Annotated in this window: 22 protein-coding genes and 3 pseudogenes; 13 read left to right on the top strand and 12 right to left on the bottom strand. The window is 70.6% G+C overall.

The annotated features are described in order from the left end of the window. Positions 1 to 361: 361 nt before the first annotated feature. Complete coding sequence (locus ACFY0T_RS18795; RefSeq protein ID WP_388871262.1) at positions 362 to 862, bottom strand: NUDIX domain-containing protein; 501 nt, start codon at positions 860 to 862, stop codon at positions 362 to 364. Between the two features lie 36 nt (positions 863 to 898). Next, positions 899 to 2,252 (bottom strand): annotated as a pseudogene (locus ACFY0T_RS18790) (tetratricopeptide repeat protein). A gap of 225 nt (positions 2,253 to 2,477) precedes the next feature. Between ACFY0T_RS18790 and ACFY0T_RS18785 the strand changes: the two are divergent. The 4 genes from ACFY0T_RS18785 to ACFY0T_RS18770 all read left to right on the top strand — a co-directional run bounded on the left by ACFY0T_RS18785 (position 2,478) and on the right by ACFY0T_RS18770 (position 5,554). Further along, the gene (locus ACFY0T_RS18785; protein ID WP_388871259.1) at positions 2,478 to 3,227 is read left to right on the top strand and encodes a hypothetical protein; all 750 of its coding nucleotides are present in this window, start codon (positions 2,478 to 2,480) and stop codon (positions 3,225 to 3,227) included. 75 nt (positions 3,228 to 3,302) lie between these two features. Continuing rightward, complete coding sequence (locus ACFY0T_RS18780) at positions 3,303 to 4,214, top strand: aminoglycoside phosphotransferase family protein (protein WP_388871257.1); 912 nt, start codon at positions 3,303 to 3,305, stop codon at positions 4,212 to 4,214. Continuing rightward, positions 4,215 to 4,946, top strand: a complete 732-nt coding sequence (locus ACFY0T_RS18775) for a class I SAM-dependent methyltransferase (protein WP_388871254.1) — start codon at positions 4,215 to 4,217, stop codon at positions 4,944 to 4,946. It begins immediately after the preceding gene. A 29-nt stretch (positions 4,947 to 4,975) separates the two neighbouring features. Further along, the gene (locus ACFY0T_RS18770) at positions 4,976 to 5,554 is read left to right on the top strand and encodes an HAD domain-containing protein (RefSeq protein WP_388871251.1); all 579 of its coding nucleotides are present in this window, start codon (positions 4,976 to 4,978) and stop codon (positions 5,552 to 5,554) included. Between the two features lie 173 nt (positions 5,555 to 5,727). On the opposite strand, the gene ACFY0T_RS18765 is transcribed toward ACFY0T_RS18770, so the two are convergent. The 3 genes and pseudogenes from ACFY0T_RS18765 to ACFY0T_RS18755 all read right to left on the bottom strand — a co-directional run bounded on the left by ACFY0T_RS18765 (position 5,728) and on the right by ACFY0T_RS18755 (position 7,835). Next, positions 5,728 to 5,988 (bottom strand): hypothetical protein, encoded by a 261-nt coding sequence (locus tag ACFY0T_RS18765; RefSeq protein WP_388871248.1) that lies wholly within the window; start codon positions 5,986 to 5,988, stop codon positions 5,728 to 5,730. Next, positions 5,985 to 7,213, bottom strand: a pseudogene (locus ACFY0T_RS18760) (SDR family NAD(P)-dependent oxidoreductase); the annotation flags it as partial. The gene ACFY0T_RS18765 and the pseudogene ACFY0T_RS18760, both read right to left, overlap by 4 nt. A gap of 82 nt (positions 7,214 to 7,295) precedes the next feature. Further along, the gene (locus ACFY0T_RS18755; RefSeq protein ID WP_388871245.1) at positions 7,296 to 7,835 is read right to left on the bottom strand and encodes a hypothetical protein; all 540 of its coding nucleotides are present in this window, start codon (positions 7,833 to 7,835) and stop codon (positions 7,296 to 7,298) included. Between the two features lie 187 nt (positions 7,836 to 8,022). Here ACFY0T_RS18755 and ACFY0T_RS18750 point away from each other — a divergent pair, with 187 nt between their 5' ends. Further along, positions 8,023 to 10,494, top strand: coding sequence for a hypothetical protein (locus ACFY0T_RS18750; RefSeq protein WP_388871242.1), 2,472 nt, complete (start codon positions 8,023 to 8,025; stop codon positions 10,492 to 10,494). An 11-nt stretch (positions 10,495 to 10,505) separates the two neighbouring features. Here ACFY0T_RS18750 and ACFY0T_RS18745 read toward each other — a convergent pair whose 3' ends face one another. Beyond that, complete coding sequence (locus tag ACFY0T_RS18745) at positions 10,506 to 10,754, bottom strand: WhiB family transcriptional regulator (protein ID WP_388871543.1); 249 nt, start codon at positions 10,752 to 10,754, stop codon at positions 10,506 to 10,508. 271 nt (positions 10,755 to 11,025) lie between these two features. On the opposite strand from ACFY0T_RS18745, the gene ACFY0T_RS18740 reads away from it, so the two are divergent. After that, complete coding sequence (locus ACFY0T_RS18740) at positions 11,026 to 11,817, top strand: VOC family protein (RefSeq protein WP_388871540.1); 792 nt, start codon at positions 11,026 to 11,028, stop codon at positions 11,815 to 11,817. A gap of 365 nt (positions 11,818 to 12,182) precedes the next feature. Here ACFY0T_RS18740 and ACFY0T_RS18735 read toward each other — a convergent pair whose 3' ends face one another. Then, the gene (locus ACFY0T_RS18735) at positions 12,183 to 13,022 is read right to left on the bottom strand and encodes a patatin-like phospholipase family protein (protein ID WP_388871239.1); all 840 of its coding nucleotides are present in this window, start codon (positions 13,020 to 13,022) and stop codon (positions 12,183 to 12,185) included. A 104-nt stretch (positions 13,023 to 13,126) separates the two neighbouring features. Between ACFY0T_RS18735 and ACFY0T_RS18730 the strand changes: the two genes are divergently transcribed. Continuing rightward, positions 13,127 to 13,795, top strand: a complete 669-nt coding sequence (locus ACFY0T_RS18730; RefSeq protein WP_388871237.1) for a TetR/AcrR family transcriptional regulator — start codon at positions 13,127 to 13,129, stop codon at positions 13,793 to 13,795. A 10-nt stretch (positions 13,796 to 13,805) separates the two neighbouring features. On the opposite strand, the gene ACFY0T_RS18725 is transcribed toward ACFY0T_RS18730, so the two are convergent. After that, the gene (locus tag ACFY0T_RS18725) at positions 13,806 to 14,852 is read right to left on the bottom strand and encodes a LacI family DNA-binding transcriptional regulator (RefSeq protein WP_388871234.1); all 1,047 of its coding nucleotides are present in this window, start codon (positions 14,850 to 14,852) and stop codon (positions 13,806 to 13,808) included. 139 nt (positions 14,853 to 14,991) lie between these two features. Between ACFY0T_RS18725 and ACFY0T_RS18720 the strand changes: the two genes are divergently transcribed. Next, complete coding sequence (locus tag ACFY0T_RS18720) at positions 14,992 to 15,894, top strand: hypothetical protein (RefSeq protein WP_388871231.1); 903 nt, start codon at positions 14,992 to 14,994, stop codon at positions 15,892 to 15,894. Here the strand turns inward: ACFY0T_RS18720 and ACFY0T_RS18715 are convergent. The 3 genes and pseudogenes from ACFY0T_RS18715 to ligD all read right to left on the bottom strand — a co-directional run bounded on the left by ACFY0T_RS18715 (position 15,891) and on the right by ligD (position 17,719). After that, complete coding sequence (locus ACFY0T_RS18715) at positions 15,891 to 16,406, bottom strand: hypothetical protein (RefSeq protein ID WP_388871228.1); 516 nt, start codon at positions 16,404 to 16,406, stop codon at positions 15,891 to 15,893. The two genes, ACFY0T_RS18720 and ACFY0T_RS18715, sit on opposite strands and share 4 nt — an antisense overlap. 77 nt (positions 16,407 to 16,483) lie before the next feature. Then, positions 16,484 to 16,630, bottom strand: a pseudogene (locus ACFY0T_RS18710) (multicopper oxidase domain-containing protein); the annotation flags it as partial. Between the two features lie 72 nt (positions 16,631 to 16,702). Beyond that, entirely contained in the window at positions 16,703 to 17,719 is a 1,017-nt protein-coding gene (ligD, locus tag ACFY0T_RS18705) for a non-homologous end-joining DNA ligase (protein ID WP_388871225.1), read from the bottom strand. A 74-nt stretch (positions 17,720 to 17,793) separates the two neighbouring features. On the opposite strand from ligD, the gene ACFY0T_RS18700 reads away from it, so the two are divergent. Both ACFY0T_RS18700 and ACFY0T_RS18695 read left to right on the top strand, forming a co-directional pair. Next, complete coding sequence (locus tag ACFY0T_RS18700) at positions 17,794 to 18,864, top strand: ATP-dependent DNA ligase (protein WP_388871221.1); 1,071 nt, start codon at positions 17,794 to 17,796, stop codon at positions 18,862 to 18,864. A gap of 239 nt (positions 18,865 to 19,103) precedes the next feature. Further along, positions 19,104 to 20,078: a DUF3048 domain-containing protein gene (locus tag ACFY0T_RS18695; protein ID WP_388871218.1), complete on the top strand. Its 975-nt coding sequence runs from the start codon at positions 19,104 to 19,106 to the stop codon at positions 20,076 to 20,078. Positions 20,079 to 20,286: 208 nt separating this feature from the next. On the opposite strand, the gene ACFY0T_RS18690 is transcribed toward ACFY0T_RS18695, so the two are convergent. After that, positions 20,287 to 20,754: a MarR family winged helix-turn-helix transcriptional regulator gene (locus tag ACFY0T_RS18690; RefSeq protein ID WP_388871215.1), complete on the bottom strand. Its 468-nt coding sequence runs from the start codon at positions 20,752 to 20,754 to the stop codon at positions 20,287 to 20,289. 248 nt (positions 20,755 to 21,002) lie between these two features. On the opposite strand from ACFY0T_RS18690, the gene ACFY0T_RS18685 reads away from it, so the two are divergent. The 3 genes from ACFY0T_RS18685 to ACFY0T_RS18675 are packed head-to-tail and all read left to right on the top strand — an operon-like array spanning position 21,003 to position 23,628. Further along, on the top strand, positions 21,003 to 21,785 hold the full coding sequence (locus ACFY0T_RS18685) for a CoA transferase subunit A (protein ID WP_388871212.1): 783 nt from the start codon (positions 21,003 to 21,005) through the stop codon (positions 21,783 to 21,785). Next, positions 21,785 to 22,426 (top strand): CoA transferase subunit B, encoded by a 642-nt coding sequence (locus ACFY0T_RS18680; protein WP_388871210.1) that lies wholly within the window; start codon positions 21,785 to 21,787, stop codon positions 22,424 to 22,426. Before ACFY0T_RS18685 ends, ACFY0T_RS18680 begins: the two co-directional genes overlap by 1 nt. Beyond that, the gene (locus ACFY0T_RS18675) at positions 22,426 to 23,628 is read left to right on the top strand and encodes a thiolase family protein (RefSeq protein ID WP_388871207.1); all 1,203 of its coding nucleotides are present in this window, start codon (positions 22,426 to 22,428) and stop codon (positions 23,626 to 23,628) included. The genes ACFY0T_RS18680 and ACFY0T_RS18675 overlap by 1 nt, the downstream gene beginning before the upstream one ends. Positions 23,629 to 23,632: the final 4 nt, after the last annotated feature.

Here is a 23,632-nt window from a genome sequence, read left to right as displayed (position 1 = left end):
AAGCCGTGCGACGTACTGATTTCCCGGTGCGCACCGCTTGGCTGCCGAGGATCATGCGACCCATGCATGACATCAGCACGTCGAGGCGCGCGATCGAGTTCCTGCTGGGTCTGATCGGGCCCGACGACGCCGAGCGGGTGAGGCGGCGCATCGGGTTGCCCCGGCCCGGCGCGGAGGAGGAAAGGCACGCCCCCGCCGCGCTGTACGCCGCCTGGTCGATCGCGTCCTTGGAGTCGACACGCTGCCCGTCTGATCACGCGGACGCGTCCTATCCTTTCTGTCGCCATGCAGCCCCTCCCAAGCAGATCGAACGCCGCTCAGGACCGTATCCGCAGCCACTGACAACGAAGGGGTGCAGACGCTATTGCCATCCGTCGAGTGAGACTTGCTGCCCGTCGGTGAGGTAGCGGTGCAGCGCGCTGGCGGTGGTGTCAACGAAGCCCTCAGGGATGGCGTCGGCGTCGACCCATCGGACCTGGGCATGCTTGCGCGGCTCGCGGTTCTCGGGTTCGCCGGTCCATTCGTGGGTGGCAAAGACGACGGTGAGGAAGCCGTTGGGGGCTTCGACGCCCCAGGCGCCGTGGATGATGTGGGCGACCTTCAGGGCCTCGGGCTTCACGGTCAGGCCCGTTTCCTCGTACAGCTCGCGTACGGCGGTTTCGGTGATGGGTTCGCCGGGTTCGCTCTTGCCGACCGGGAGGTCCCACATGCCCTGGGCGAACTTGGCGTTCTGGCTGCGCTGGAGGAGGACGATGCGGTTGGTGGCCTTGTCGTGGACGATGACGGCGGCGACCAGCAAGGTCATGGATCCGAGGGCGGGCTTGAGGGCTTTGGGCTGGTCGTCGGTTGTCCGCTGAGCCACGGTTGCGTCCCTTTCGTCGGCCGGTTGGTGGGCAGCTTAGGCCAGCGCTTCGCGCGCACGGCGGGCGAGTTCGGCAGCTCCGGGCACTTTGCGGCGCTGGTAGACGGAGAGGGTGGAGCGGAGCGATGTGATCGCTTTGCGGGTGCGGTCGGAGGTCATGCCCTCCATCAGGGTCAGGGCCTGGGACCAGGCTGCGACGGCTTCGTCTGCGCGCGCCTGGGCGGCGAGGCTGTCACCAAGGTCGGCGTAGGAGGGCGTGGACTCGCTTGTACTTCTCGGGGTCCCAGCGGGTCAGGGCGTCGCGGTGCTGCTGTTCGGTGCCGATGTGGTCGGCGAGGTCGGTGAGCGTGCGGGCGGTGTGGCTGGCGACGGTGCCGGCGGCGGGGCCGCTGACGCGGGAGTAGCTGGGCTGAGGACCGTCGTCGCGCAGTAGGGCGTCTTCGGCGGCGAGCAGGGCCCGGGCCGCTGCGGGCTTCTCACCGACGGCGGCGAAGGCACGGGCGTGGGTGATGTGGAGGAGGGCTTCGGTCTGGCCGTCGACGTGGCCGAGGCCGCGGGTGAGCGCGCCTTCGACGAGATCGACGCAGTGGTGGGGCTGCTTGAGGCTGAGCGCCTGGTGGGCGAGGGCTCGCATCATCCAGGCGGCGTGGCCGTGGGAGTCGGCTTCCCAGGCGAGCTGGTAGCCGACCTGGTAGTAGCGCTGGGCGGCGCCTTCCTGGCCGAGGTCGTGGTGCTTCCAGCCTGCCAGGTAGGCGAGTTCGGCCACGGCGCCGAATGCTGCTCGGCGTAAGGCTTCGCTTGGGAAGCGTCCGCGGAGCATGGGGGCGGCGGTGTCGGCGAGGTAGGCGGTGACGGTGGTCAGGCCGTGGCCGCCGCCGAGGCGTTCGTCGGCGGCGCTGAAGGCCGCAGTGATCTGGCGTACGACGTCCATGTCCTCCGTCCCGACCACGGAGGTGCCGGTGCGGGCGCGGAGCATGCGGGCGGTGGCCTCGTGGTCGTGGGCGAGCGGCATGGCGACGCCGGCGGTGGTGAAGGCGGCCACCGCGAGGAAGCGGCGGCGTTCGACGTCGGCGCGGCCCAGGTCGCTGGCGGCCAGGACGGGATCCCGCTCATCCGGCCGGTCGGCGTCTGGCATGCGGAGGCCGAGCTCGGTCTGGGTGATGGTGCGGCCTGCCCGGCGGGACAGGGCTTCGGCAAGGTACTGGCCGGCCCGGCCGGTGGGTCGGCGGGTGCCGTTCACCCAGTGGGAGATGGCCGACTTGTTGGTCTGGAGGATCTCGCCGTTCTCGGCGGCGATGCGCCGGATGTCCCTTGCCAGGGCCTCGTACGTGCAGCCGATCGCGTCGATGGTGTCGCGCAGGCGGGAGTTGGGTTCTCTCTGTGCTGCCACGCGCGCCTCCCGTCCGGGACTGTAAACCGCGTATACCGCTTCAACTGCCTCTCACCGTACCCACTGTGCGTGACAGAGGGTTCACTAATCATCAGCCGCCCGGCCCCGGTCCGACACCGTGACCAGGCTCCCCCTTCGGCCGGGCGGCCCCCGAAGTTCCCTACGCCTACACCGGGTTCGGGCATTCCCGTGCCCGAACCCGGCCGATCAGGGACGGAGAGCACGGTGACCACCATCGACACCACGGCCATCACGGTCGTACTGCCCGAGGCGTTCGACGAGCGCTGGAGCCGCCTGCCCGGCATCCAGGTCGACGGCCGACGCATCACCATCGACCCGGCCGACTACTTCTTCCGCTTCGAGTCCAGCACGTGGCTCGTCGCCGACTGGGAGCTGGTCAAGTCCCAGCTCCTGGACCTGGAGGAGACCACCGAGAGCGCGGTCGAGCAGCTCGCGCTGGAGTTCATCACGACCCACGCCAAGTCCACCTCGGACGCCACCCGGGTGCTCACCACCGCCTACAAGGTGTACGCATACCTCTTCCGCGACGAGCACCTCGCCGGCCTCGGCCTGCCGCAGATCACCGCCGACCACCTGCGGATGCTACGCGAGGCAGCCACGCTGATGGCGCTCAACAAGGTCGAGCTGGACGGGCACGTCTCCAACGTCGGCCCGTGCTGGTTCTTCCCCGCCGCCACCTCCGTCGTCTTCGACCTGGACGACGAGATGGGCGGCCTGCTCGACGAGGTCTACCACGGCGGCTGGTTCAACGAGCACCGCCGCATCGAGTCCATCAAGGCCCACGCCGCTCTCGGCGGACGGCTCGTGCACGGCTGCCAGTCCGTGCCGGACCAGTCCGGCGGTGTCGTGGCGCCCTACGGTGCCTCGATGGCCGCCTTTCGCGACGACCTCGCCGCTTTCAAGGCCGGATGGATCGAGCAGGTCTACGCCCACCGCGTGACCCCGGCCGCGTAGCACCACCGCCCCGGCTCCGGGGCGGGCCGGCACTCTCGCCCGCCCCGGATGCCTTCAATCGCACTGGAGCCCCTTATGGACACGACCCTCAACGCCGACCTCCTGGACAACCTCCTGACCATCGCCGGCCGGTCCACCGTGGTACGTGAGGAGGTGCGCGCGTGGTCCATGTCCGGCGTCGAGCGCCTGACATTCACCGACGGCACCACCGCCATCTTCAAGTACGCCAAGAGGCCGTTCGACAGCGAGGATCAGGCACTCCGGCTGGCCCACACCCTCGGTGTCCCGGTGCCTGCCGTTCAGGCCTCCGCAGTTGTGGACGGCTGGCTCGGGATGCTGCTGGAGGACCTCGGCCCTGCCGTTCGCGAGGCCGACGACCTCGACGGCGCTGCCGCTGCCGTCGTCCTGCACCGCACCCGCACGGCCGCCGCACTGCCCGTCCTCGACCAGGAGCGGCTGCGTACTCTGCCGAGCCGGGCTCTGGAGCACCTCGCTCGGCTCCGCAAGGCCGAGCGGTGGCCGGACGCGGACGACGTCGAGGACGCCCTCGACCGGATCGCCCAGGCAGCTGAAGCACGCTCGGCCGGTGCGACGGTGGCGCCGTTCGGCTGGGTGCACTCCGAGTTCCACCCCACCAGCCTCCACATCGGCCGGCACGGCTGGAGGCTGCTGGACTTCGCCCGCGCCTTCACCGGCCCCTGCCTGCTCGACCTCGCCAGCTGGCACGGCACCCTTGGCACCCCCGACCCCGTGCGTCTGCGGGTCTTCCTGGACACCTACGTCACCGAAGGCGGCACCCCCGACGCCCTCACCGAACGCGGCGGACTGCCCGCCGAGAAGTGGGCGCTGGGCTGGCACCGCATGTGGGCCGTCGAGTGGTTCATGGAACAGTCCATCCGCTGGATCAACGACCCGGCCACCGACCCCGCCTACATCAAGGCCGTCCGCCGCCACCTCACTGACGTAATCCGCCTCCTGGAGGTCTAGGTGCTCGCCCAGGCTTCCCCGTGGTACGTCCACGCTCTCCAACGCACCACGGCTGCTCCCGCCGAGCCGCTGTCCGTGCGTGCACGGATGGAGTGGACGACGCGGCCCGGTAGCGGACCCGGCACCGAGATCCTCGGCCCGGACCTGCGCCGCAAGCGCGTGCTGGAACTCGGCTGCGGCCCCGGCCACAACGCCGCCCACCTCGCCACCCTTCCCCAAGCTCTCGGCTCCGCTCGAGCAGGGGAGACCCCAATCGGCGCCCAGGTCACCGGCGTCGACCTCGTCGGCCTGCAGGTCCGCCGAGCCCGCTCGCACTACGGCCGACTGAGCAACCTGTGTTTCGTCGCCGGCCAGGCCCTGCACTACCTGCAAGCCTCCGACGAACACTTCGACGCCATCTACTCCGTCTTCGGCGCCATCGGCCTGGTAGCCCCCGAGCTCCTGCTCCCGGCCATCGCCCACCACCTCAAGCCCGGGTGCACCCTCGCCTTCTCAGTCCCTCACCCCCAGCGCGGCGGCCTACGCCCCACCACCGACGACCGGCCCCGCCGCGACTACGTCACCCTCCCCGACCGCACCCGACTACCCATCGCCCGCTGGGACTTCGACACCGACCGCTGGGAGAAACACCTCGACCGCGCGGGCCTCTGGCTCACCTCCACGCAGGAGTTCCACGACGCACGTCATGGCCGCTGCCCCACCACCCTCCTCATCACCGCACGCAAGCTCTGACCCCACCCCAGCTCCCTTGGGAGAAACCGATGCGCCCGCCCTACCTGCTCCTCGACGTCGACGGCGTCCTCATACCCTTCCCGGACGCGAAGGGAGCCAGCCCGGCGACCCACACACGGCACGACGTCGTGCCCACTGGCCGAGACCCCGACGCCCCCGTGACCATCTGGCTCAACCCCAATCACGGCACCTTGCTCATGCAGGTGATCCGGACCGGCCTGGTCACGCCGGTCTGGTGCACCAGCTGGCGCCAAGACGCCACCACCCTGATCGGCCCGCTCCTCGGCCTCCCGCCCCTGCCGTACGTCGACCTGCCGCGCCCGCAGATCACGACCAGCCACCCCAACGGCTATCTCTGGAAACGCGATCACGTCGACACCTGGCTCGGCGACGCACCCGCCATCTGGATCGACGACGACTTCACCAGCCTCGACCACACCTGGGCAACGGAACGCACCTCCCGCGGCCAGGCGACCGCCCTTGTTCAACCGGATCCTCACCTCGGACTGCTCGCCGAGCACCTTGTCGAGGTCCTGGCGTGGGCCGTGCGGTTGCCCGTCACGCAGGCGGGGGCCGCGAGCGTTACAGGCGGTGCCGAGGCCGCGTAGCGGAAACAAGCCGTAGGAAGGAGTGTTGCCCTCGTCGCCACACACAGCGAGGGCAACACCTCCTGCTCAGCAGGACTGGTCAAGGGCTACAGGCTCCGCCGGTGCTGCTGTTCGGTGGGTGTCGCCACCGTTGGGTGTGAGGGTTTCGGCCCGTTGGGCAGAGGCCGAGGCCGTCACGGTACGGGAGAGGGCCCTTCGGACCGTGCCGACAACGCCGCGGCGACCAGCGCGGCACCCTCCGCCCCGATCCCCTGCTTGCACAGGTCAAGCCGGCCGTCGGGCAGCGCCGTACCCGCCGTGAAGTCCAGCCGCTCCCCCGCCGGACGGCCACCGCGCAACCAATCGAGCAGCGGCGCCAGTTCGGCCACCGGACGAGGCAGGACGAGTGGCACGCCCACGAACCGCGCCGCGGACCCGGACTCGGACTCGCTCACCACTGCGCCTCCTGGTAGTCCTTGAGGAACACCCCGGACAGGGGTACACCGGCCTCGCCGCGCACGATCGGGTCGTACACGCGGGCCGCCCCGTCCACGATGTCGAGCGGCGTACGGAACCCGGCGCCCGCCATCCGCTCCTTCTTCGGAGCGGGGTTCGTCACTGATCCAGCCGGTGTCGACGGCGCACATGTGCACGCCCTGCTCCGCCAGTTCGGCGGCGCTGGTGCGCGTGAGCATGTTGAGGGCGGCCTTCCCCATGTTGGTGTGCGGATGGCCGGCCGTCTTGTTGCGCACGGCGAAGCTGCCCTCGACGGCCGTCACATTGACGACATAGCGGCGGGGGTTCGGCGAGGCGAGCAGGAGCGGCAGCAGCCGGTCGCAGAGCAGCGCCGGCGCGAGCGCGTTGACCAGCTGCGTCTCCAGGACCTCGGCCGGGTCGAGTGCACCGAGCCGCGCCGACCAGGAGTTGTCCGGGGAGGGGTCGGGCAGCAGCCCGGCCTCGTCGGCCTCGCGCAGCACCACGGGCAGCGCCGACGGACCTCCCTCCAACGCCCGCATCGGCGTGAACCCCGGCGCCTGCCGCGCGCCCTCAGGCAGTTCGGCGTACTCCCGCGGCCAGCAACGCGTACGACTCCGGGGGCCGGCGCACCGTCTGCGCGGCGTTGTTCACCAGGATGTCGAGCGGCTCGCCCTCCTGCCGCAACTGCTCGCACAGCCCGAGGACCTGCCGTGGATCCCGCAGGTCGACGGTCAGTACCCTGAGCCGGTCCAGCCACTTCTCGCTCCCCCGTTCGGCACGGAAGCGGCGCACGGTGTCATGCGGAAAACGGCTGGTGACCAGGAGTTCGACGCCGTCGCGCAGCATCATCAGGCCAGCTGGAAGCCGATCTTGACCCGGCCCCCGGTGAGCAGCGCGCGGCGGCCGCTCAGGTCGGTGCTGAGCGCGCGCCGCGCGATGTTGTCGGCGGCGCAGTCCGGGCACAGCCGGTGGGTAGAAGGAGTGGACCTGTCGATAGGGCGTTTTGCAGACATAGCAGGTGCGGGGCCTGACCAAGACACCACCTGCGCCGGTCGCACCGGGGTGGGCCAGCGGCGCGTCCTCCCGCCGGTCGAGCGCCCCGGTCGCGGTCGCCGCCATCGTGGCCGCGTCGGCGGCGGACAGGTCGGCGCCGCGTACCTTGCGCCTGCGCAGCCGCCCGTCGCGCGCGAAGGACTGCGCTACGCCCGGATGCGCCCCCGGATCTTGACGGCACACCCGCCAGGCGTCCGCATCGATTTACGACCCGGCCCGGGGATGCCCGACGTCAGACGGGTACGACGGGACCGGCGGGAGAGTCCGCGCGCCCCCGCGCGAACTGCGCCCGGCTCACGTGCCGTACGAAGGCGATGGCGGCGACCGCGGCCAGTACGCCGAGGGCGTCGGTGAGCATGCCCGCGCGCAGCGCGTCCCTCACCGCTTCCGTCTGCTCGGCCCGCCGGTGGAGGTTCTGGGCCCAGCGGCCGACGACGATCCACGCCACGAAGGCGACGCACCACGCGACGGCCCAGAGCCGGGAGCGACGGCCGGCGGTGTCTCGGGGACGGCCCGACGCGCGCATGTCGAGAGCGACGTGGTCCCGCACCTCGACGAACCACCCCACGCAGAGAAACGCCGCCCCCGCGAAGGACGCACCCTGGATGCCCGAGAGGTTGCCCACCCACATCTCGGCACGCAGGACGGGCTCGCCGTGCGCCATGCGCCCCAGCACGGCGTGCATGCGCAGCTGCGCCACCAGATGTGCCGCGGCGAAGACGATGTTCGCTCCCAGCGCGGCGCACACGACGGCGCCTGAACCCTTGCCCACCAGTACTCCCCCTCGACAGTGGCCGAATCTGGTCGGCTTGAGGAGGAGCAATGTAGGTGCCGCGGAATCGATCTGTCCACATGTGGCCTCGGACAGGGCCCCGCCGCGCATCCGTTCTCCGTGGGGCCGTCGTACCGATTTACGGCCCGCCCCCGCGGTGCAACGGTGCCCCCAGGGGGTGAGCATCATGGCCCAGACCCATGAGTGGATGTTCTACGAGGTCATGTGGCGCAGCTGGGCGGAGCGGGCGCAGGTCCCGTATCCCGTGCCCTGGTGGGCTCAGCAGGCCTTCCGGCGGTGGAGCGACGACTTCGACGCCGGGACGTACGACTCGAAGGAGGCGGCCTTCGCCTCCAATGCCCTGTACCGCTACTGGAACATGGTCGGCGTCAAGGACCATCGCCAGGAGTCCCTGATCGGGCAGGCGGGCGAGATCGAGCCGGTCTACGACAAGTACTGCCTCTCCTTCTTCCTGTACGACCCGGCGACGGGCGCACTGCGGCTGCCGCAACTGCCCGACTCGGGAAGCGTCGAGCAGCGTATGGAGGCACCGCATCTGCCGGTCGTGCTGACGACGTTCCGTACGCCGGAGGACGTGGAGTTCGTGCAGCGCACCTTCGCCACGACCGTGGGCTCGCGTCAGCGCGACCTCGTCGTCACCCGGGTGACGGTGGGCAGTCCGACCGGACACCCGCGCGAGGGGCTGCTCTGCGCGGCACTGATGCCGGCCGGGCCGAGCGGCTTCCAGCGGCACGACCGCAACGGCCGGGAGATCACCGACCGCCGACTGACGTATCTGCGCCATCTGCCGGACGAGCAGCGCGTGGAGACCAACTCGGGCTGGGGGCCGGTCTTCGACACCGCGCCCGACCAGTACGGGGTGTACGGCAATCCGGACTCGTCGTTCGACCCGGACGCCTATGTCACGCACAGTCCGTTCCACGACCTCGTCATGAGCGGGAAGCTGAATGGCGCGATGGAGGCACAGGACCAGGTGGCCGGGCTGTGCAGCGCGGTGTTCGCCTGGCCGTTCCGGGTGTGGGAGGACGAGGTCTTCGAGATCGACGTACGGCTGCCCGTGGACCTGTACAGCGGGTCGGCCGATCTGGCGGAGCTGCGGGCGACCCCGGTGACCGAACTGGAGTCGGCCAACCGGGACTTCTGGACGGCGAAGCTCCTCGGCCAGGGACTGCAACCCCAACTCCCGCGCACCGTAGGACATCTCACGGACCTCTTCCGACAGGCGCGATCACAGCTGCTGATCCTCTCCGACCGGGGCGAGATCCATCCGGGCCCGACGGTGTACGACTCCTTCTGGATCCGCGACTCGTCGGTGGAGGCGACGGCGTGCTCTCTCGTCGGCGACACGGCCCTGGCGGACACCCAGTTGGGCACGCAATATCCGCTGAAGTTCAACCTGGGCGGCGGGCGCGTCGGGCCCTGCGCCGAGTACGGCTTCTACGGCGGCCCGCACGAGAAGGACGACCACGAGTGGGACAGCAACGGCCAGGCACTGTGGGCGATCGGCCGCTTCGACCGTACGCGCGGCCCGACCGCGGCCTTCGGGGCGAAGCTGTACGTGCCGTTTGTGCGCGATGCCGCTCGCTGGATCCGCGACAACCGGGACGGATACGGCCTGTTGCACCAGGGCTGGAGCGCCGAACACCTCGGCGAACGCGACAAGCGGCACTTCTGGGACGACTTCTGGGCGCTGGCCGGGCTCTACGAGGCGGCCCGGCTCGCCGAGCGGATCGGCGCGCCCGAGGTCGCCGAACTCTGGGGCGCCTTCGACGACTTGAAGAAGGCCACCGGCGACGCGATCCGCTGGGTGCTGGCCGAGCAGCGTACGCGTGGCGCGTGGGAGACGTACATTCCGACCGGACCGGACGACGTCGGCCGGCTCGACTCGACGCTGATCGGGACGGCGGCGTACTTCCATCCGCTGCGGCTGCACATGGGCAGCAAGCTCGGCGAGGACGTGGACCGCGCGGCACGCTGCACGCTCGACACGATGTACGCGCACTTCGTGACCGGCGGCTACCGGCACGAGTCGGCCTGGAACGCGTACGGGCCCTATCTCACCCTGCAGTTGGCGCACGCGTATCTCCTCGCGGGCGACCCGGCGCGGATGGACGCACTGCTCGGCTGGGTGGTGAGCGCGGGCTTCCCGATGGCGGCGGGGCGGCCCGCCGCGCTCGGCGCGTGGAACGAGCAGCACGCCTTCCCGGTCGCCTCGGACTTCGCCGAAGTCCCCTACCGGCACTGGTACATGGGCGACATGCCGCACGGCTGGGCGGCCGCCGAGTACCTCCTGCTGATCCGCGACATCCTCTTCTTCGAGGCCGACGAGGACCGTGATCCGCATGTGTACATCGCGCCGGGTGTACGTCCGCACTGGGTGCCGGCCGGCGAGCGAGTCGGTGTGGACGCCGCACCCACTCTGTTCGGGGAGCCGTTCGGTTACCGGCTCACGCACGATCCGGTCGGGCGGACGGTGACGGTGGACATCACGCAGGCGCCGGAGCGGGTGCGGTTCGTCTATCCGTGCCGGTTCGGCGCGGTGCGGTCGGCCTCCGCGGACGGACGGCAGCTGGCAGTGACGGGGAACGACGTACAAGTTCCGGCCGGGACATGGCAGTTCACGGTGTCGTACGGCTGAGGGGTACCAGGTCAGTGCTGTTCCGTGCGCCGGAGGCCGAGGCGCTCCTTTTCGGAGAGGCCGCCCCAGACCCCGAAGCGTTCGTCGTTGTTCAGCGCGTACTCCAGGCACGCGGAGCGCATCTCGCACATACCGCAGATGCGCTTCGCCTCGCGCACCGAGCTGCCCGGCTCGGGAAAGAAGAAGTCGGCCCCCGTCTGCGCGCACAGCGCCTGCTCCTGCCAGGCCATGTCGGACGCAGTGATCGTTTCCAAGTGCATGGGCATGATCGTGCCGCGCGGCGAAAAACGTTCGATCAACGCGGGATCAACGGCACGCTCCGAGGCCTCCGGCGGCGTCTGATGATGGCCCCGTCGCACGGCCAAAGGCACGGCGGCGCGCGGGGCGCGTGACAACAAGGAAAACTCCCCTGGTCACCCAGGGTAACCACGGCTGTCGCCTGAGCCCGCCCGCGCGCTCCGGCAGCGATTGTCAGTGGGCGGTGGAAGACTCGTCAGTGCAGGCAACGGGACCCCTCAAAGGAGGGCCATGATGCTCACCACCCGTTTTGTCACCGGATCCCCGAACTGGCTGGATGTCGGCACATCCGACATCGACGGCGCCATCTCCTTCTACGGAGGCCTCTTCGGCTGGCAGTTCCAGTCGGCAGGCCCCGACGCCGGCGGCTACGGCTTCTTCCAGCTCGACGGGAAGACCGTGGCCGGCGGTATGCAGACCACTCCGGAGCAGGGCCCTCCCTCCTGGACCGTGTACTTCCAGAGCCCTGACGCGGAGGCCACGGCCAAGGCGGCCGAGCAGGCCAAGGGCGCCGTGCTGATGCAGCCCATGGACGTGATGGGCGAGGGCCACATGGCGATCCTGGCCGACGAGGCGGGCGTGCCTTTCGGCATCTGGCAGCCGGCCCGCACCAAGGGCCTGGACGTGGCCGGGGACCCGGGCTCGCTGTGCTGGGTCGAGCTCTACACCGCGGACATCGCCGCGGCCGCCGCGTTCTACAACTCGGTCTTCGGCTGGGAGACCTCGGCGGTGCCGTTCCCGGGCGGCACCTACACCTGCATCAACCCCGCGGGGACCGAGGAGGAGGCCATGTTCGGCGGCGTCGTCCCGCTGGCCGACGACCCGATCGAGGCCGAGTCCGGTGCGTACTGGCTGCCGTACTTCGAGGTCACCGACGCGGACGCCGTGGTCAGCAAGGCCCAGGAGCTGGGCGGCACGGTCCGCATGCCCGCGACGGACGTGGAGGGCGTGGGCCGCATGGCGAAGCTCGCCGACCCGTACGGAGCCCGCTTCGCGGTGATCAAGAGCGCGCCGCAGCAGAGCTGAGACCCGGATCGGTGGGGCCGCTGGTCCGGCGGGCCCCACCTGTCCCGGCCTATCGCCTGTCCCGGCCTATCGCGTCGACTGTGCGGTCCCGCCTCGGCTCGGCCGGTTCGGCGACCGCGAGGCTGACGCTCCCCCAGTTGTACGGCGCCGGGGTCTCCTTCGTGCGCGATGACGTGTGCGCCGCCGCCCCGTGAGTGAAGCCGCGCAGCGGCGCGGGCGCGTGTGACGTGTGCGGCGCGGCGCGTGACGACGTGTGCGGCGCGGGCGCGCGACCGCAACCCCGACGGCGCACGGTGACCGTCGGGTTCACGGGATCCGGCGCTCCGTCGGCTCCGGCTCGTAGGCCCCGCGGGCTCGTGACGGCGTCAGCCGTGCCACACCTCGGCCACCGAGTCCGCGAGGGCGACGGCCTGGGCGTGGCCGGCACGGGCGGCGGCCGAGCGGCGGGAGTCGTCCATCATGTTGCGGCCCATCACGCACCGGGCGGCGGCATCCGGGGCCAGGAGGCTGACGCGCGCCCCTGCCGCCGCCAGATCGGCGGCCTGCCGCAGGGCACTCGGGTGCGGGCCGACCGCCTTGGGAATCGGCGCGATCGCGACGATGCGACCGTGGCCGCGGGCGAGGTGAAGGTTGCTGGTCGAGCGACTGCCGCCGTCCATCCAGCGGCGGCCCCCGGCGCTGACGGGCGGCCAGACCACGGGCACCGCGCAGCTCGCCGCCACCGCTTCGAGGAGGGTCACACCCGAAGACGCGTCGAACGCCTCGAGGTTTCCGGTCCGCGCGTCGACCGCGGTGATCCGCAACTCCCGCTCGGGCCACTGCCGTACGTCGCCCAACAGGGTGCCCACCGCGTCGAAGACCTCCGACTCGGGGACGGTACGGGCCGCGAGCGCGGCCCGGCCGAGGCGTGCGACGGAACGCCTCGGGTTCCGGGAGCCCAGTGCCGCCCACAGGAAGCGAGCCGTCTGGCCCAGGGTGACGGTCAGGTCGATGCCATCCGCCCCGGCGAGCTGGCGCTCGTACAACTCGGCGGCGGTGACGCCGGAGGCGAGCCGGGAGCCGAAGATCGCGCCCGCGGAGGTGCCGATGACGACATCGGCCCCGGACACCTCGACACCGGCCTCGGCGAGTCCCGCGAGCACCCCGACCATCCACGCGCCGCCGACCGCCCCGCCACCGCCCAGCACCAGCGCCGTGTTCGCCATCAGGTCCACCCCTCCCACTCAAGTGGGGAGCACTCCCCAGTTCCCGTTCCGACGATAGCATCGGTACCGGGGAGTGGTCCCCGGTACTACCGAAGGGTGGGGTCATGGCGGTCGGCGCGAACGGGCCGGATCCGGTACGGCGGCGGCGCGACGCCCGGCGCAACCGCGAGCTGCTGGTCGAGGCGGCCCGCGAGGTGTTCGCCGTACAAGGGCTCGACGCGCCGCTCGATGTGATCGCCCGCCGGGCCGGCGTGGGGAACGCCACGCTGTACCGGCATTTCCCGAGCCGCGCCGCGCTCGTCGACGAGGTCTTCCGGGACACCCTCACGGCGACCATGGCGGCCGGGGAGCGGGCCCGGACCGCGAAGGACGCCTGGACGGGCCTCCTGGACTACATGGACGCGGTGTTCACGGGGCTGGCCGCCGACCGCGGCGCGATCGACCTGATGACCACACGCCTGGAGGGCGTCGCCACGCTCGAGGCCGTGCACGCCCACAACCGGGACACGGTGGACATGCTCCTGCGCCGTGGCCGCGAACAGGGCACGGTGCGTGGCGATCTCACCACCGAGGACCTCCTCTTCGCGCTCGCCGCGCTCGGCCGCGCCGTCCCGGCGCTCACGGCCACGGCCCCGCAGGCCTGGCGCCGCTCGCTCGCGCTCCTCCTGGACGGACTGCGGATCTCCCCGGCCGCCGCGCCGCTGCCCGAGCCCTCGCTCACTCCGGACCAACTCGGAGAAGTCCTGGGTAACTTGGGCCCGCACCGAGCGTGACACAGAGCGCCTACGCGGAGGCCCGTCGTACGAGCGTCGTCGGCAGGACGACGCTGGAGGGTGCGCCTGCCAGGTGGTCCGCGCCGGCCCCGCGGTCGAGGCGACGCAGCAGGAGCCGGGCCATCAACCGGCCCATCTCCTCGATGTCCTGACGAACCGTCGTCAGGGACGGATCCGTCTGCTCCGCGACCGGCAGCATGTCGTCGAAGCCGATCACGGCGACGTCGTCGGGCACCCGCCGCCCCCGCTCGCGCAGGACGCGCAGGGCTCCCGAGGCCGACAGATCGTTCGCGGCGAACACCGCGTCGACATCGGGGCGGCGCTCCAGCAGCTCCCGCATGGCACGCTCGCCGCCCGCGGGCGTGAAGTCGCCCTCGGCGATGAGCGCCGGATCGACGTCCACCATGACGTCCCGGAACCCGTCGAGCCGGTCGACCGCGGACGTCTGGTCGAGGGCACCAGTGATGTGGGCGATGCGTGTACGCCCACATCCGATGAGGTGCCGTACGGCCTCGCGGGCGCCGCCCCGGTTGTCGGAGTCGACGTACACCGTGGGCACGGCGTCGCGGACGCCGTCGCCCCAGCCGGGCCGCCCGCCGAACACGGTCGGCACGCCCGCGCCGTGGATCAGTCCAGGCAGCGGGTCGTCCAGGTGCAGCGAGAAGACGAGCGCGCCGTCGACATGGCCTCCGGCGAGATAACGTCCGACGCGTACGTGATCGTCCCGGCCCTCCGTGAGCAGCAGCACGAGTTGCGAGTCATGTGCCGTCAACTCCTTGCTGATGCCGCGGAGTTGGAGAGCGAAGAAGGGGTCCGCGAAGACCCTGGTCTCCGGTTCGGCGATCACGACGGCGACCGCGTCGTGGCGCCGGGTGACAAGGCTGCGCGCGGCCTGGTTCGGCACGTACCCGAGCTCTTCGACAGCCCGCCTCACCCGTTCGACGAGCGGCTCCCGCACCCCGTCGCCGCCGTTCACGACACGCGACACGGTGGCCCGGGAGACCCCGGCCCGCGCGGCCACGGCCTCCAACGTGGGGCGCGACGCTGTCCCGGTCACCTCTGGGCACCTCCTGGGCGGTTGCGGATCAGGATAGCCGCGGGTGTGCCACGGTGAGAGCGCTCCCGGATGACCGAAAACGGCTTGCGCCGACACATCGGGCACGTCGAAGATCGCCGTATGACCATGAGAAAGGCCCATGACGCCTGACCGCCCCGCGACCAGGCCGGCCGCCTTCGCCCGCCTCCCGCGCCCTTACCGGGACCTGCACATCCTGCGCAGCACGGTCGACGCCTTCGGACGCGCGCACTGGCTGCTGACCGAGCGCCCGCCGGAGCCGCGCCGCGAGAAGCCGTACGACGCCGTGGTGGTGACGGTCGAGGACGGCCGCCCGTACGAGACGCATCTGAGCGCGCTGCAAGCGGCATTCCCCTTGTTCGACGCTCTTCCGGACGGCGGATTCGTCGTCGCGGACGCGCGCAGTCGAGCCGACGAGGAGCATGTGCAGGTCTTCGACGCCCTCGGCCGCCTCTCGTGGACGTTTCGCGTAGGAGACGGCATCGAGCACCTGCTGACCGATGAAGCCGGCGACCTGTGGGTGGGCTACTTCGATGAGGGCGTGTACGGCGACGACGAGCTCAGCTGGCCCGGGCTGCGGCGTTGGAGCCCCACCGGGGACCACCTGTGGACGTACCACTCGGTCGACGGTGGTGGCGCGATCAGCGACTGCTACGCGCTCAACGTCAGCGGCCGCTCGGCCTGGGCCTGCGCCTACACCCACTTCTCCGTGCTGGAGATTCGCCCGGACTCGGGTGTGAAACCCCGCTCGAATCAGGTCCGGGGCGCCAAGGGACTGGCGGTCCACGGCAGTCGAGTGGCCCTTCTCGGCGGCTACGAAGACGATCACGACCGCCTCGTCATCGGCGAGCTGACGGACACGGGGGTCACCCCTGTCACGCAGGGGCGGCTCGTCCGCCGCGACGGCTCCACCCCCGGCCGCCGCCGTCTCGTGTGCCGCGGCGCGCGCATCTACGTGCAGGAGGAGCCCTTCACGGAGTGGGACGTCCTGGACATCGGCCCGCAGTCCACGCCGATGGGCTAACTCCCGTTCGGCCACAGGGCCTTGAGCCGGTCGGGCAGGATGTCCCGAGCCGCCTCCAGGAAGAGTGGACCTTCGTCCGCGGTCTCCTTTCCTCCTTCGTGGATCGCGCGCATCGCCCTGTCCACCCAGGCGTCGTCGAGCCGCTCCCAGTCCGCCGCGAGCCGACGCAGAAACACCAGGCGGAAGCGCCGTCTGGTGTCCCGGTCGTACGGGGCGAATCCATTGAGCGAGATCTGCAGGCAGTCGTCGAAGGCCGAGGTGAGGTCGGCCGGGCTGCTGTCCTCGTCGGCGGTCAGCCACAGGCGGACGAGCGCGTTCACCGCGGATACGGGCGCCTGACGTCCGCTGTCGAAGAAGGTGACGACCGCTGTGTCCCAGGCACCGGCCCAGGGCTCGAGTCCGTGCGCGAACACGTCATCGAGGGCGTCACAGAGGAACTTTGCCTGTTCGCGCAACTGATGGTTGTCGTGCTCGACCCAGGCGAGCCAATCCCCTTCCGTCTGTGGTCTCATCTCGTAGTCCGGCCCGTGGTCGTAGGTCCAGTACGGATCCGACCGCCAGGGCTCGGTCTCGGCGTCCCCCCGCAGGCGTGACCGTGGAGATGGAACGTGTGGTAGTACTCGCCGTGCGTGATCATCACGATCTCTACGCGATCGCCCACCGTGGCCTCGAAGTCGGGGCCGGAGTGGGCGGGCTTGTTGCTGATCGTCATGTCGTTGAAGACGATGGTGAAGGTCCGGTGAGAGACTGCCGGACGTTCGCGGCCGCGCTCGAGGGCTGACCGGCGCGGAGATCCATCAGAAGCCCCCTAACCGTCCTCGTGCTTGGCGCGGCTCGGCTGCACGCGCTTCGGCTCGCCCGGCATCTTGGGGTACTCGGGCGGATACGGCAGATCGCCCAGGCCGTGGTCGTGCTCGTCGCGGCTGGCGAGCTCCAGCAGGGCTTCCAGGGAGAAGGCGTGGTCATCCATGTCGGCGTGCACATCGCCGAGTTCGGCGAATCGCCCCGGCATGGTCGCCAGGTCGAAGTCCCGGGGCTGGGCGTCGTCCACCTCGTCCCACCGCAGGGGCGCGGAGACGGGGGCGTGCGGGCGGGGGCGTACCGAGTAGGCGGAGGCGATGGTGCGGTCTCTGGCTGCCTGGTTGTAGTCCACGAAGATCTTTTCGCCCCTTTCCTCCTTCCACCAGGCGGTGGTGACCTGGTCGGGCATACGGCGCTCCAGTTCGCGCCCGACGGCGATGGCGGCCCGGCGTACCTGCGTGAACGTCCAGCGCGGCTGGATGGGTACGAAGACGTGCAGTCCGCGGCCGCCGGAGGTCTTGGGCCAGCCGCGCAGATCTCCGTACTCGTGGAGGACGGCGCGCAGTTCATGGGCGGCGCGCACCGCGTCGGCGTAGTCCGTGCCGGGCTGCGGGTCGAGGTCGATGCGGAGTTCGTCGGGGCGGTCGACGTCGTCGCGACGGACCGGCCACGGGTGAAAGGTCAGCGTGCCGAACTGCGCGGCCCACAGGACAGCGGCGGGCTCGGTGGGGCACATCTCGTCGGCGCTGCGGCCGCTGGGGAAGGTGATGTGGGCGGTCGGAATCCAGTCGGGCATGTTCTTGGGGGCCCGCTTCTGGAAGAAGGACTCGCCCGTCACCCCGTCCGGGTACCGCTCCAGGGTGGTGGGGCGGTTGCGGAGGGCGCGGAGGATGCCGTCGCCGACGGCAAGGTAGTACTGGGCGAGGTCCAGCTTCGTGAAACCGCGCTCCGGGAAGAAGACCTTGCCCGGGCTGGACAGACGTACGGTCCTCCCGGCTGCCTCGAGTTCCACCGCATCGCCCATGCGAGCCACGGTAGGCGCAGCGCGCAGACCTCGCACACCGGGCGGGAGGCCCCGAGACCGCGCAGAATCAGAACATGGATCTGCCGGTGATGCCACCCGTGAAGCCGATGCTCGCCAAGTCCGTGGCGAAGATCCCGCCGGACATGCACTACGAGGCGAAGTGGGACGGCTTCCGCGCGATCGTGTTCCGCGACGGTGCCGAGGTCGAGATCGGCAGCCGCACCGGGAAGACGCTGACCAGGTACTTCCCCGAGCTGGTCGAGGCGCTGCGGGAGCGGCTGCCGGAGCGCTGTGTGATGGACGGCGAGATCGTGATCGCCAGGGAGGGACGGCTCGACTTCGACGCGCTCACGGAGCGGATCCACCCGGCGGACTCGCGGGTGCGGATGCTGGCAGAGAAGACCCCCGCCTCCTTCGTGGCCTTCGATCTGCTGGCGCTGGCCGACGAGTCACTGCTCGACGTCCCGCTGGGCGATCGGCGCGCCCTGCTGGTGATGGCGCTGTCCGGGGTGACGGCCCCGGTCCATGTGGCGCCGGCGACCACGGACCGCGAGGTGGCGCAGCGGTGGTTCGAGCAGTACGAGGGCGCGGGCCTCGACGGGGTGATCGCCAAACCGCTCACGCTGCCCTATCGGCAGGACGAGCGCGCCATGTTCAAGATCAAGCACGAACGGACAGCGGATGTCGTCGTCGCCGGTTACCGCTTCCACAAGAGCGGTCCGATCGTCGGTTCCCTACTGCTTGGCCTGTACGACGACGGGGGCACCCTGCAGCACGTGGGCGTGAGCGCGGCGTTCCCGATGAAGCGGCGCGCTGAGCTGGTGGGGGAGCTGGAGCCGCTGCGCATGGAGGATGTCGAGCAACACCCGTGGGCGGCCTGGGCGGAGGAGTCGGCGCACGAGACGGCGCGGTTGCCGGGCGCGCCCAGCCGGTGGTCGGCGAAGAAGGACCTCTCCTGGGTGCCGCTGCGGCCCGAGCGGGTGGCCGAGGTGGCGTACGACCACATGGAGAACGGCGTGCGGTTCCGCCACACGGCCCGCTTCCGCCGCTGGCGCCCCGACCGCACCGCCGAGAGCTGTACGTACAGCCAGTTGGAGGAGCCGGTGGGATACGACCTCGCGGAGATCTTCGGTCCGCAGGACTGACCGGGCTGACCGGGCTGCTGACCGGGCTGACGGGACCAACCGGACTGGCTGGACTGGCCGCTCTGGCTGGACTGACGGCTGCCGATTCCTCATGTGACCGCCGCCGATCCCTCGCGAAGAGCCCCCCACTGATCGGCTGATCAGTTCAACTGCGCGAACAATCAGAATCGAACGGGTATAGCCACCGATACACCTATAAGCGCACAATCGATGGCACAGAACGGGGGCGCACGGTGGGCATGCGACACATGGCGCGGATGCGGCGCGGCGCGATGACGGCGGCTCTGCTGGCCGCAACGATGACGTGCTCCCTGCTGGCGGGCTGCACCCGCGACGGCGCGATCGACGACGGGCGCGGCCGGACACAGGGGCCGAGCCAAGACCAGGACAGTACGCCGAGCAGCGGTTCGGTGCTTGCCGTGAAGATCGACAATGTACGCGCGGCCCGCCCGCAGACAGGCCTGGAAGCAGCTGACGTGGTGTACGCGGAGCAGGTCGAGGGCGGCCTGAGCCGGCTGATGGCGGTCTACGCGACCCGGTTCCCGAAGGTCATCGGGCCCGTGCGCAGTGCCCGCGAGTCGGACTTGGAGCTGCTGCGCCAGTTCGACGAGCCGACGCTCGCGTTCTCGGGTGCGCAGCACAAACTTCTCCCGCTGATCAACAAGGCCCCGCTGCACGCACAGCCGCCGGAAACGGCGTCCGGCGCCTACTACCGGGGCACGGACAAGCCCCCGCCGCACAATCTGTATCTGCGCCCGCAGCGACTGGTGGGATCCGCGCCGGGCAGCGCCGCCCTCACCACCGGGTTCCGCTTCGGCCCGGCACCCGCAGGCGGCAGTCCGGAGACCTCACGCACCGTGCGCTTCCCGGCGGCCCGCTTCACCTTCACCTGGTCCGACAGCCGGCAGCGCTGGCTGGTGGACATGGACGGGACGCCCACCGTGACGACCGAGGGCAAGAAGGTGGCTCCGGCGACGGTCGTCGTGCAGTACGTGAAGGTGCGCGCGTCCCAGTTCCACGACTTCCTGGGCAACAACACGCCGTACACGGAGACGGTGGGCTCGGGAAAGGCCAAGGTGCTGCGCGACGGCCGTGCCTTCGACGTGAACTGGGCGCGTCCCAGCGCGACGGACGGCACGGAGTTCACAACGACGGACGGCGCGCCGATGAACTTCCCGCGGGGGCAGGTGTGGGTGGTCTTCGCGAAGGCGTGACCGAAGCGGGTGCGTGACCGAAGCGGGCGCGTGACCCAAGCGGGCTGACCCAAGCGGGCGCGTGACCCAAGTGGGCGCGTGCCCCAAGCGGGCGCCCGGGCCCAACCCGACCCGACCAGGCCCCGATCGGCCGACCCGACGGATCGCACCCGAACGGGCCCTGCCGAAGACAGGCCCTAAGTCTCCCGAAGGCAGGCCCTGAGCCGCCCTAAGCCTTCGAGGACGCCAGGGGTTCCGCCGGGTTGCGGAGCCCCTCCGCCGCGTCCGACACCCGCTGGATGAGGTCGAAGAACATGGTCTGCTCCTCGGCGGAGAGCGGGGCCAGGAAGACCTGGTTCATCCGGGCCGTGCGCACGGTGAGCTTGCGGTGTGTGCGCATTCCCTCGTCCGTGAGGCGCAGCAGGAAGCGGCGGCCGTCCTGCGGGTCGCGCACCTTGTCGAGCAGGCCACGGCGGCCGAGCCGGCTGATGACCTCGGCGATGGTGGACCGGTCGAGCCCGACCCGCTCCCCCACCGTGCGCTGGTCGAGGCCCGGCTCCGCGACGAGGGCGTTCAGGACCGCGAACTGCGGCGAGGTGATCTCCTCGGAGACCATCGTGTTCCACAGCAGATAGTGCGCCTGCTGCAGTCGCCGGGCGAGGTGCCCGGGGTGGGTGGAGAGGTCCACCGCGGCCATGTGCGCTCCTCGGGTCCAGGTACGCGCGCCCCGCCGCGCCATACGAGGGTGATATTCGTTGGTGCACTGAACGATACCCGGCCACCGTCGGACCTGTCTCGTCGTATGCCGAGACTCTCACCTGCCCCTTCCCTGAGGGCCTTGACGGGCCAGGGATCGGGTGGCAGCGTGTGGGAAACCTCGAAGAAATAATCAGTGCCCTGACTAATTGAGGCGCTGGAACGCTCGGGAGAGATGGGGCTTCACGGATGGACAAGGTGGTCGCCACAGCCCTGGAGGCGGTGGCCGATGTGCCGGACGGCGCGACACTCGCGGTCGGTGGATTCGGCCTGAGTGGTGTGCCGAACGTGCTGATCGAGGCGTTGTACGAGCGGGGCGCCAGCGGCCTGAGCGTGGTGTCGAATAACTGTGGGGCCATGGAGTCCGGCCTCGCGATCCTGCTCGCGGCCGGGCGGATCGCCCGGGTGACCGGCTCCTACATCGGCGCGAACAAGGAGTTCGCCCGCCAGTACCTGGCCGGTGAGCTGGAGGTGGAGATGATCCCGCAGGGCACGCTCGCCGAGCGGCTACGCGCGGGCGGCGCCGGGATCCCCGCGTTCTACACCCCGGCCGGGGTCGGCACGCAGGTCGCGGACGGCGGACTGCCGTGGCGCTACGACGGCTCCGGCGGCGTCGCGCTGGCCTCCCCGCCGAAGGAGGTGCGCGAGTTCGACGGCACCCAGTACGTGCTGGAGCACGGCATCCGCACCGACTTCGCCCTGGTACGGGCCGCCAGGGGCGACCGGCACGGCAACCTGGTCTTCAACAAGTCCACCCGCAACTTCAACCCGCTCGCCGCCATGGCCGGCCGGATCACGATCGCCGAGGTGGAGGAGCTGGTGGAGCCCGGGGAGATCGAGCCGGACGCGGTGCATCTGCCGGGCATCTTCGTGCAGCGCGTCGTCGCGCTCACCCCGCAGCAGGCGGCCGACAAGCTGATCGAGAAGCGGACGGTCTCGGCGCCCGTGGCGGACGGAACGGTGAGCGAGTAATGGCCTGGAGCAGGGAAGAGATGGCCGCCCGCGCGGCGCGCGAGCTGCGCGACGGCCAGTACGTGAACCTGGGCATCGGGCTGCCGACGCTGATCCCCAACTACCTGCATCCGGGGGTCGAGGTGATCCTGGAGTCGGAGAACGGCATCCTGGGCACCGGCCCCTACCCCGCCGAGGACCAGGTCGACCCGGACCTGATCAACGCGGGCAAGGAGACCGTCACGGTGCTGCCCGGCGCCTCGTACTTCGACTCGTCACTGTCCTTCGGGATGATCCGCGGCGGGCACATCGATGTCGCCGTGCTCGGCGCGATGCAGGTGTCCGAGCAGGGTGACCTCGCCAACTGGGCGATCCCCGGCAAGCTGATCACCGGGATCGGCGGCGCGATGGACCTCGTGCACGGCGCCCGCACGGTCATCGTCGTCATGACCCACACCGCCAAGGACGGCTCGCCGAAGATCCTCGAACAGTGCGCGCTGCCGCTCACCGGCAAGGCGTGTGTGAACCGGATCATCACCGACCTCGGCGTGCTGGACGTCACCACCGAGGGCCTGGTGCTGGTGGAGACCGCGCCGGGCGTCACCGTCGAGGAGATCGTGGCGAAGACCGCCGCGAAGGTCCGCATTCCCGAGGAGATCTGATGAAGGACGTCTACATCGTCGACGCGGTCCGCACCCCGATCGGCAAGTACAACGGCTCACTGGCCGCCGTCCGCCCGGACGACCTGGCCGCCCACGCCCTCCGTGAACTCCTCGCCCGCACCCCCGACTTGGACCCCTCCCGGATCGAAGACGTCTACTTCGGCAACGCCAACGGCGCCGGCGAGGAGAACCGCAACGTCGCCCGCATGGCCGCCCTGCTCGCCGGCCTGCCCACCTCCGTGCCCGGCGTCACCGTGAACCGGCTGTGCGCTTCGGGCCTCGAAGCGGTCATCCAGGCCGCCCGGGCCATCGCGGTCGGGGACGCCTCCATCGCCGTAGCCGGTGGCGTGGAGTCGATGACGCGGGCGCCGTACGTGCTGCCCAAGTCGGACAAGCCGTTCCCGGCCGGGCACACGGAGTTGTACTCCACCACCCTGGGCTGGCGCATGGTCAACCCGAAGATGGACCCCCAGTGGACGATCCCGCTGGGCGAGTCCGCCGAACTCATCGCCGACAAACACAAGATCACCCGCGAGCAGCAGGACGAGTTCGCCCTCGCCTCCCACCGCAAGGCGGCCAAGGCCCAGGCCGAGGGCCTGTTCGACGCCGAACTCGCCCCCCTCTCCCTGCCGCAGCGCAAGGGCGACCCGGTCGTGTTCGCCGCCGACGAGTGCGTACGCGCCGAGGCGTCCCTTGAGGCCATGGCCAAGCTCAAGCCGTCCTTCCGCACGGAGCACGGCACGGTGACCGCGGGCAACGCCTCGCCCCTGAACGACGGCGCGGCCGCCCTGCTGCTGGTCGACGAGGAGGGACTTAAGGCCACCGGCCGCGAACCCCTCGCCCGCATCCGCGCCACCGGCGTCTCCGCCATCGACCCGCACTACTTCGGACTCGCCCCCGTCGAGGCCGTCAACCGCGCACTCGCCAAGGCGGGCAAGGCATTTGACGACCTGTCCACGCTGGAGCTGAACGAGGCCTTCGCCGCCCAGGTCCTCGGCTGCGTCGCCGAATGGCCCGAGTTCGACCCCGCCATCCTCAACCCGCAGGGCGGCGCCATCGCCCTCGGCCACCCCCTCGGCGCGTCCGGCGCCCGGCTCGCCGGCACCGTCGCCCACCAACTCGCCCGCCAGGGCTCCGGAGTTGGTGTCGCCACCCTCTGCATCGGTGTGGGCCAGGGCCTCGCCCTCGTCCTCGAACGATAGGAAG

It is taken from the genome of Streptomyces sp. NPDC001530 (assembly GCF_042894545.1).
Lineage (GTDB): Bacteria > Actinomycetota > Actinomycetes > Streptomycetales > Streptomycetaceae > Streptomyces.
Note: the sequence above shows the minus strand (reverse complement) of the source record. Positions and strands in the feature narration are given on the sequence as shown.

Excerpts from the sequence above, each read along its gene's own strand:
- ACFY0T_RS18780 (WP_388871257.1), top strand. The coding sequence starts at position 3,303 with ATGGACACGACCCTCAACGCCGACCTCCTGGACAACCTCCTGACCATC.
- ACFY0T_RS18770 (WP_388871251.1), top strand. The coding sequence starts at position 4,976 with ATGCGCCCGCCCTACCTGCTCCTCGACGTCGACGGCGTCCTCATACCC.
- ACFY0T_RS18750 (WP_388871242.1), top strand. The coding sequence starts at position 8,023 with ATGGCCCAGACCCATGAGTGGATGTTCTACGAGGTCATGTGGCGCAGC.
- ACFY0T_RS18745 (WP_388871543.1), bottom strand. The coding sequence starts at position 10,754 with ATGCACTTGGAAACGATCACTGCGTCCGACATGGCCTGGCAGGAGCAG.
- ACFY0T_RS18740 (WP_388871540.1), top strand. The coding sequence starts at position 11,026 with ATGCTCACCACCCGTTTTGTCACCGGATCCCCGAACTGGCTGGATGTC.
- ACFY0T_RS18735 (WP_388871239.1), bottom strand. The coding sequence starts at position 13,022 with ATGGCGAACACGGCGCTGGTGCTGGGCGGTGGCGGGGCGGTCGGCGGC.
- ACFY0T_RS18730 (WP_388871237.1), top strand. The coding sequence starts at position 13,127 with ATGGCGGTCGGCGCGAACGGGCCGGATCCGGTACGGCGGCGGCGCGAC.
- ACFY0T_RS18720 (WP_388871231.1), top strand. The coding sequence starts at position 14,992 with ATGACGCCTGACCGCCCCGCGACCAGGCCGGCCGCCTTCGCCCGCCTC.
- ACFY0T_RS18715 (WP_388871228.1), bottom strand. The coding sequence starts at position 16,406 with ATGAGACCACAGACGGAAGGGGATTGGCTCGCCTGGGTCGAGCACGAC.
- ligD (WP_388871225.1), bottom strand. The coding sequence starts at position 17,719 with ATGGGCGATGCGGTGGAACTCGAGGCAGCCGGGAGGACCGTACGTCTG.
- ACFY0T_RS18700 (WP_388871221.1), top strand. The coding sequence starts at position 17,794 with ATGGATCTGCCGGTGATGCCACCCGTGAAGCCGATGCTCGCCAAGTCC.
- ACFY0T_RS18695 (WP_388871218.1), top strand. The coding sequence starts at position 19,104 with ATGCGACACATGGCGCGGATGCGGCGCGGCGCGATGACGGCGGCTCTG.
- ACFY0T_RS18690 (WP_388871215.1), bottom strand. The coding sequence starts at position 20,754 with ATGGCCGCGGTGGACCTCTCCACCCACCCCGGGCACCTCGCCCGGCGA.
- ACFY0T_RS18685 (WP_388871212.1), top strand. The coding sequence starts at position 21,003 with ATGGACAAGGTGGTCGCCACAGCCCTGGAGGCGGTGGCCGATGTGCCG.
- ACFY0T_RS18680 (WP_388871210.1), top strand. The coding sequence starts at position 21,785 with ATGGCCTGGAGCAGGGAAGAGATGGCCGCCCGCGCGGCGCGCGAGCTG.
- ACFY0T_RS18675 (WP_388871207.1), top strand. The coding sequence starts at position 22,426 with ATGAAGGACGTCTACATCGTCGACGCGGTCCGCACCCCGATCGGCAAG.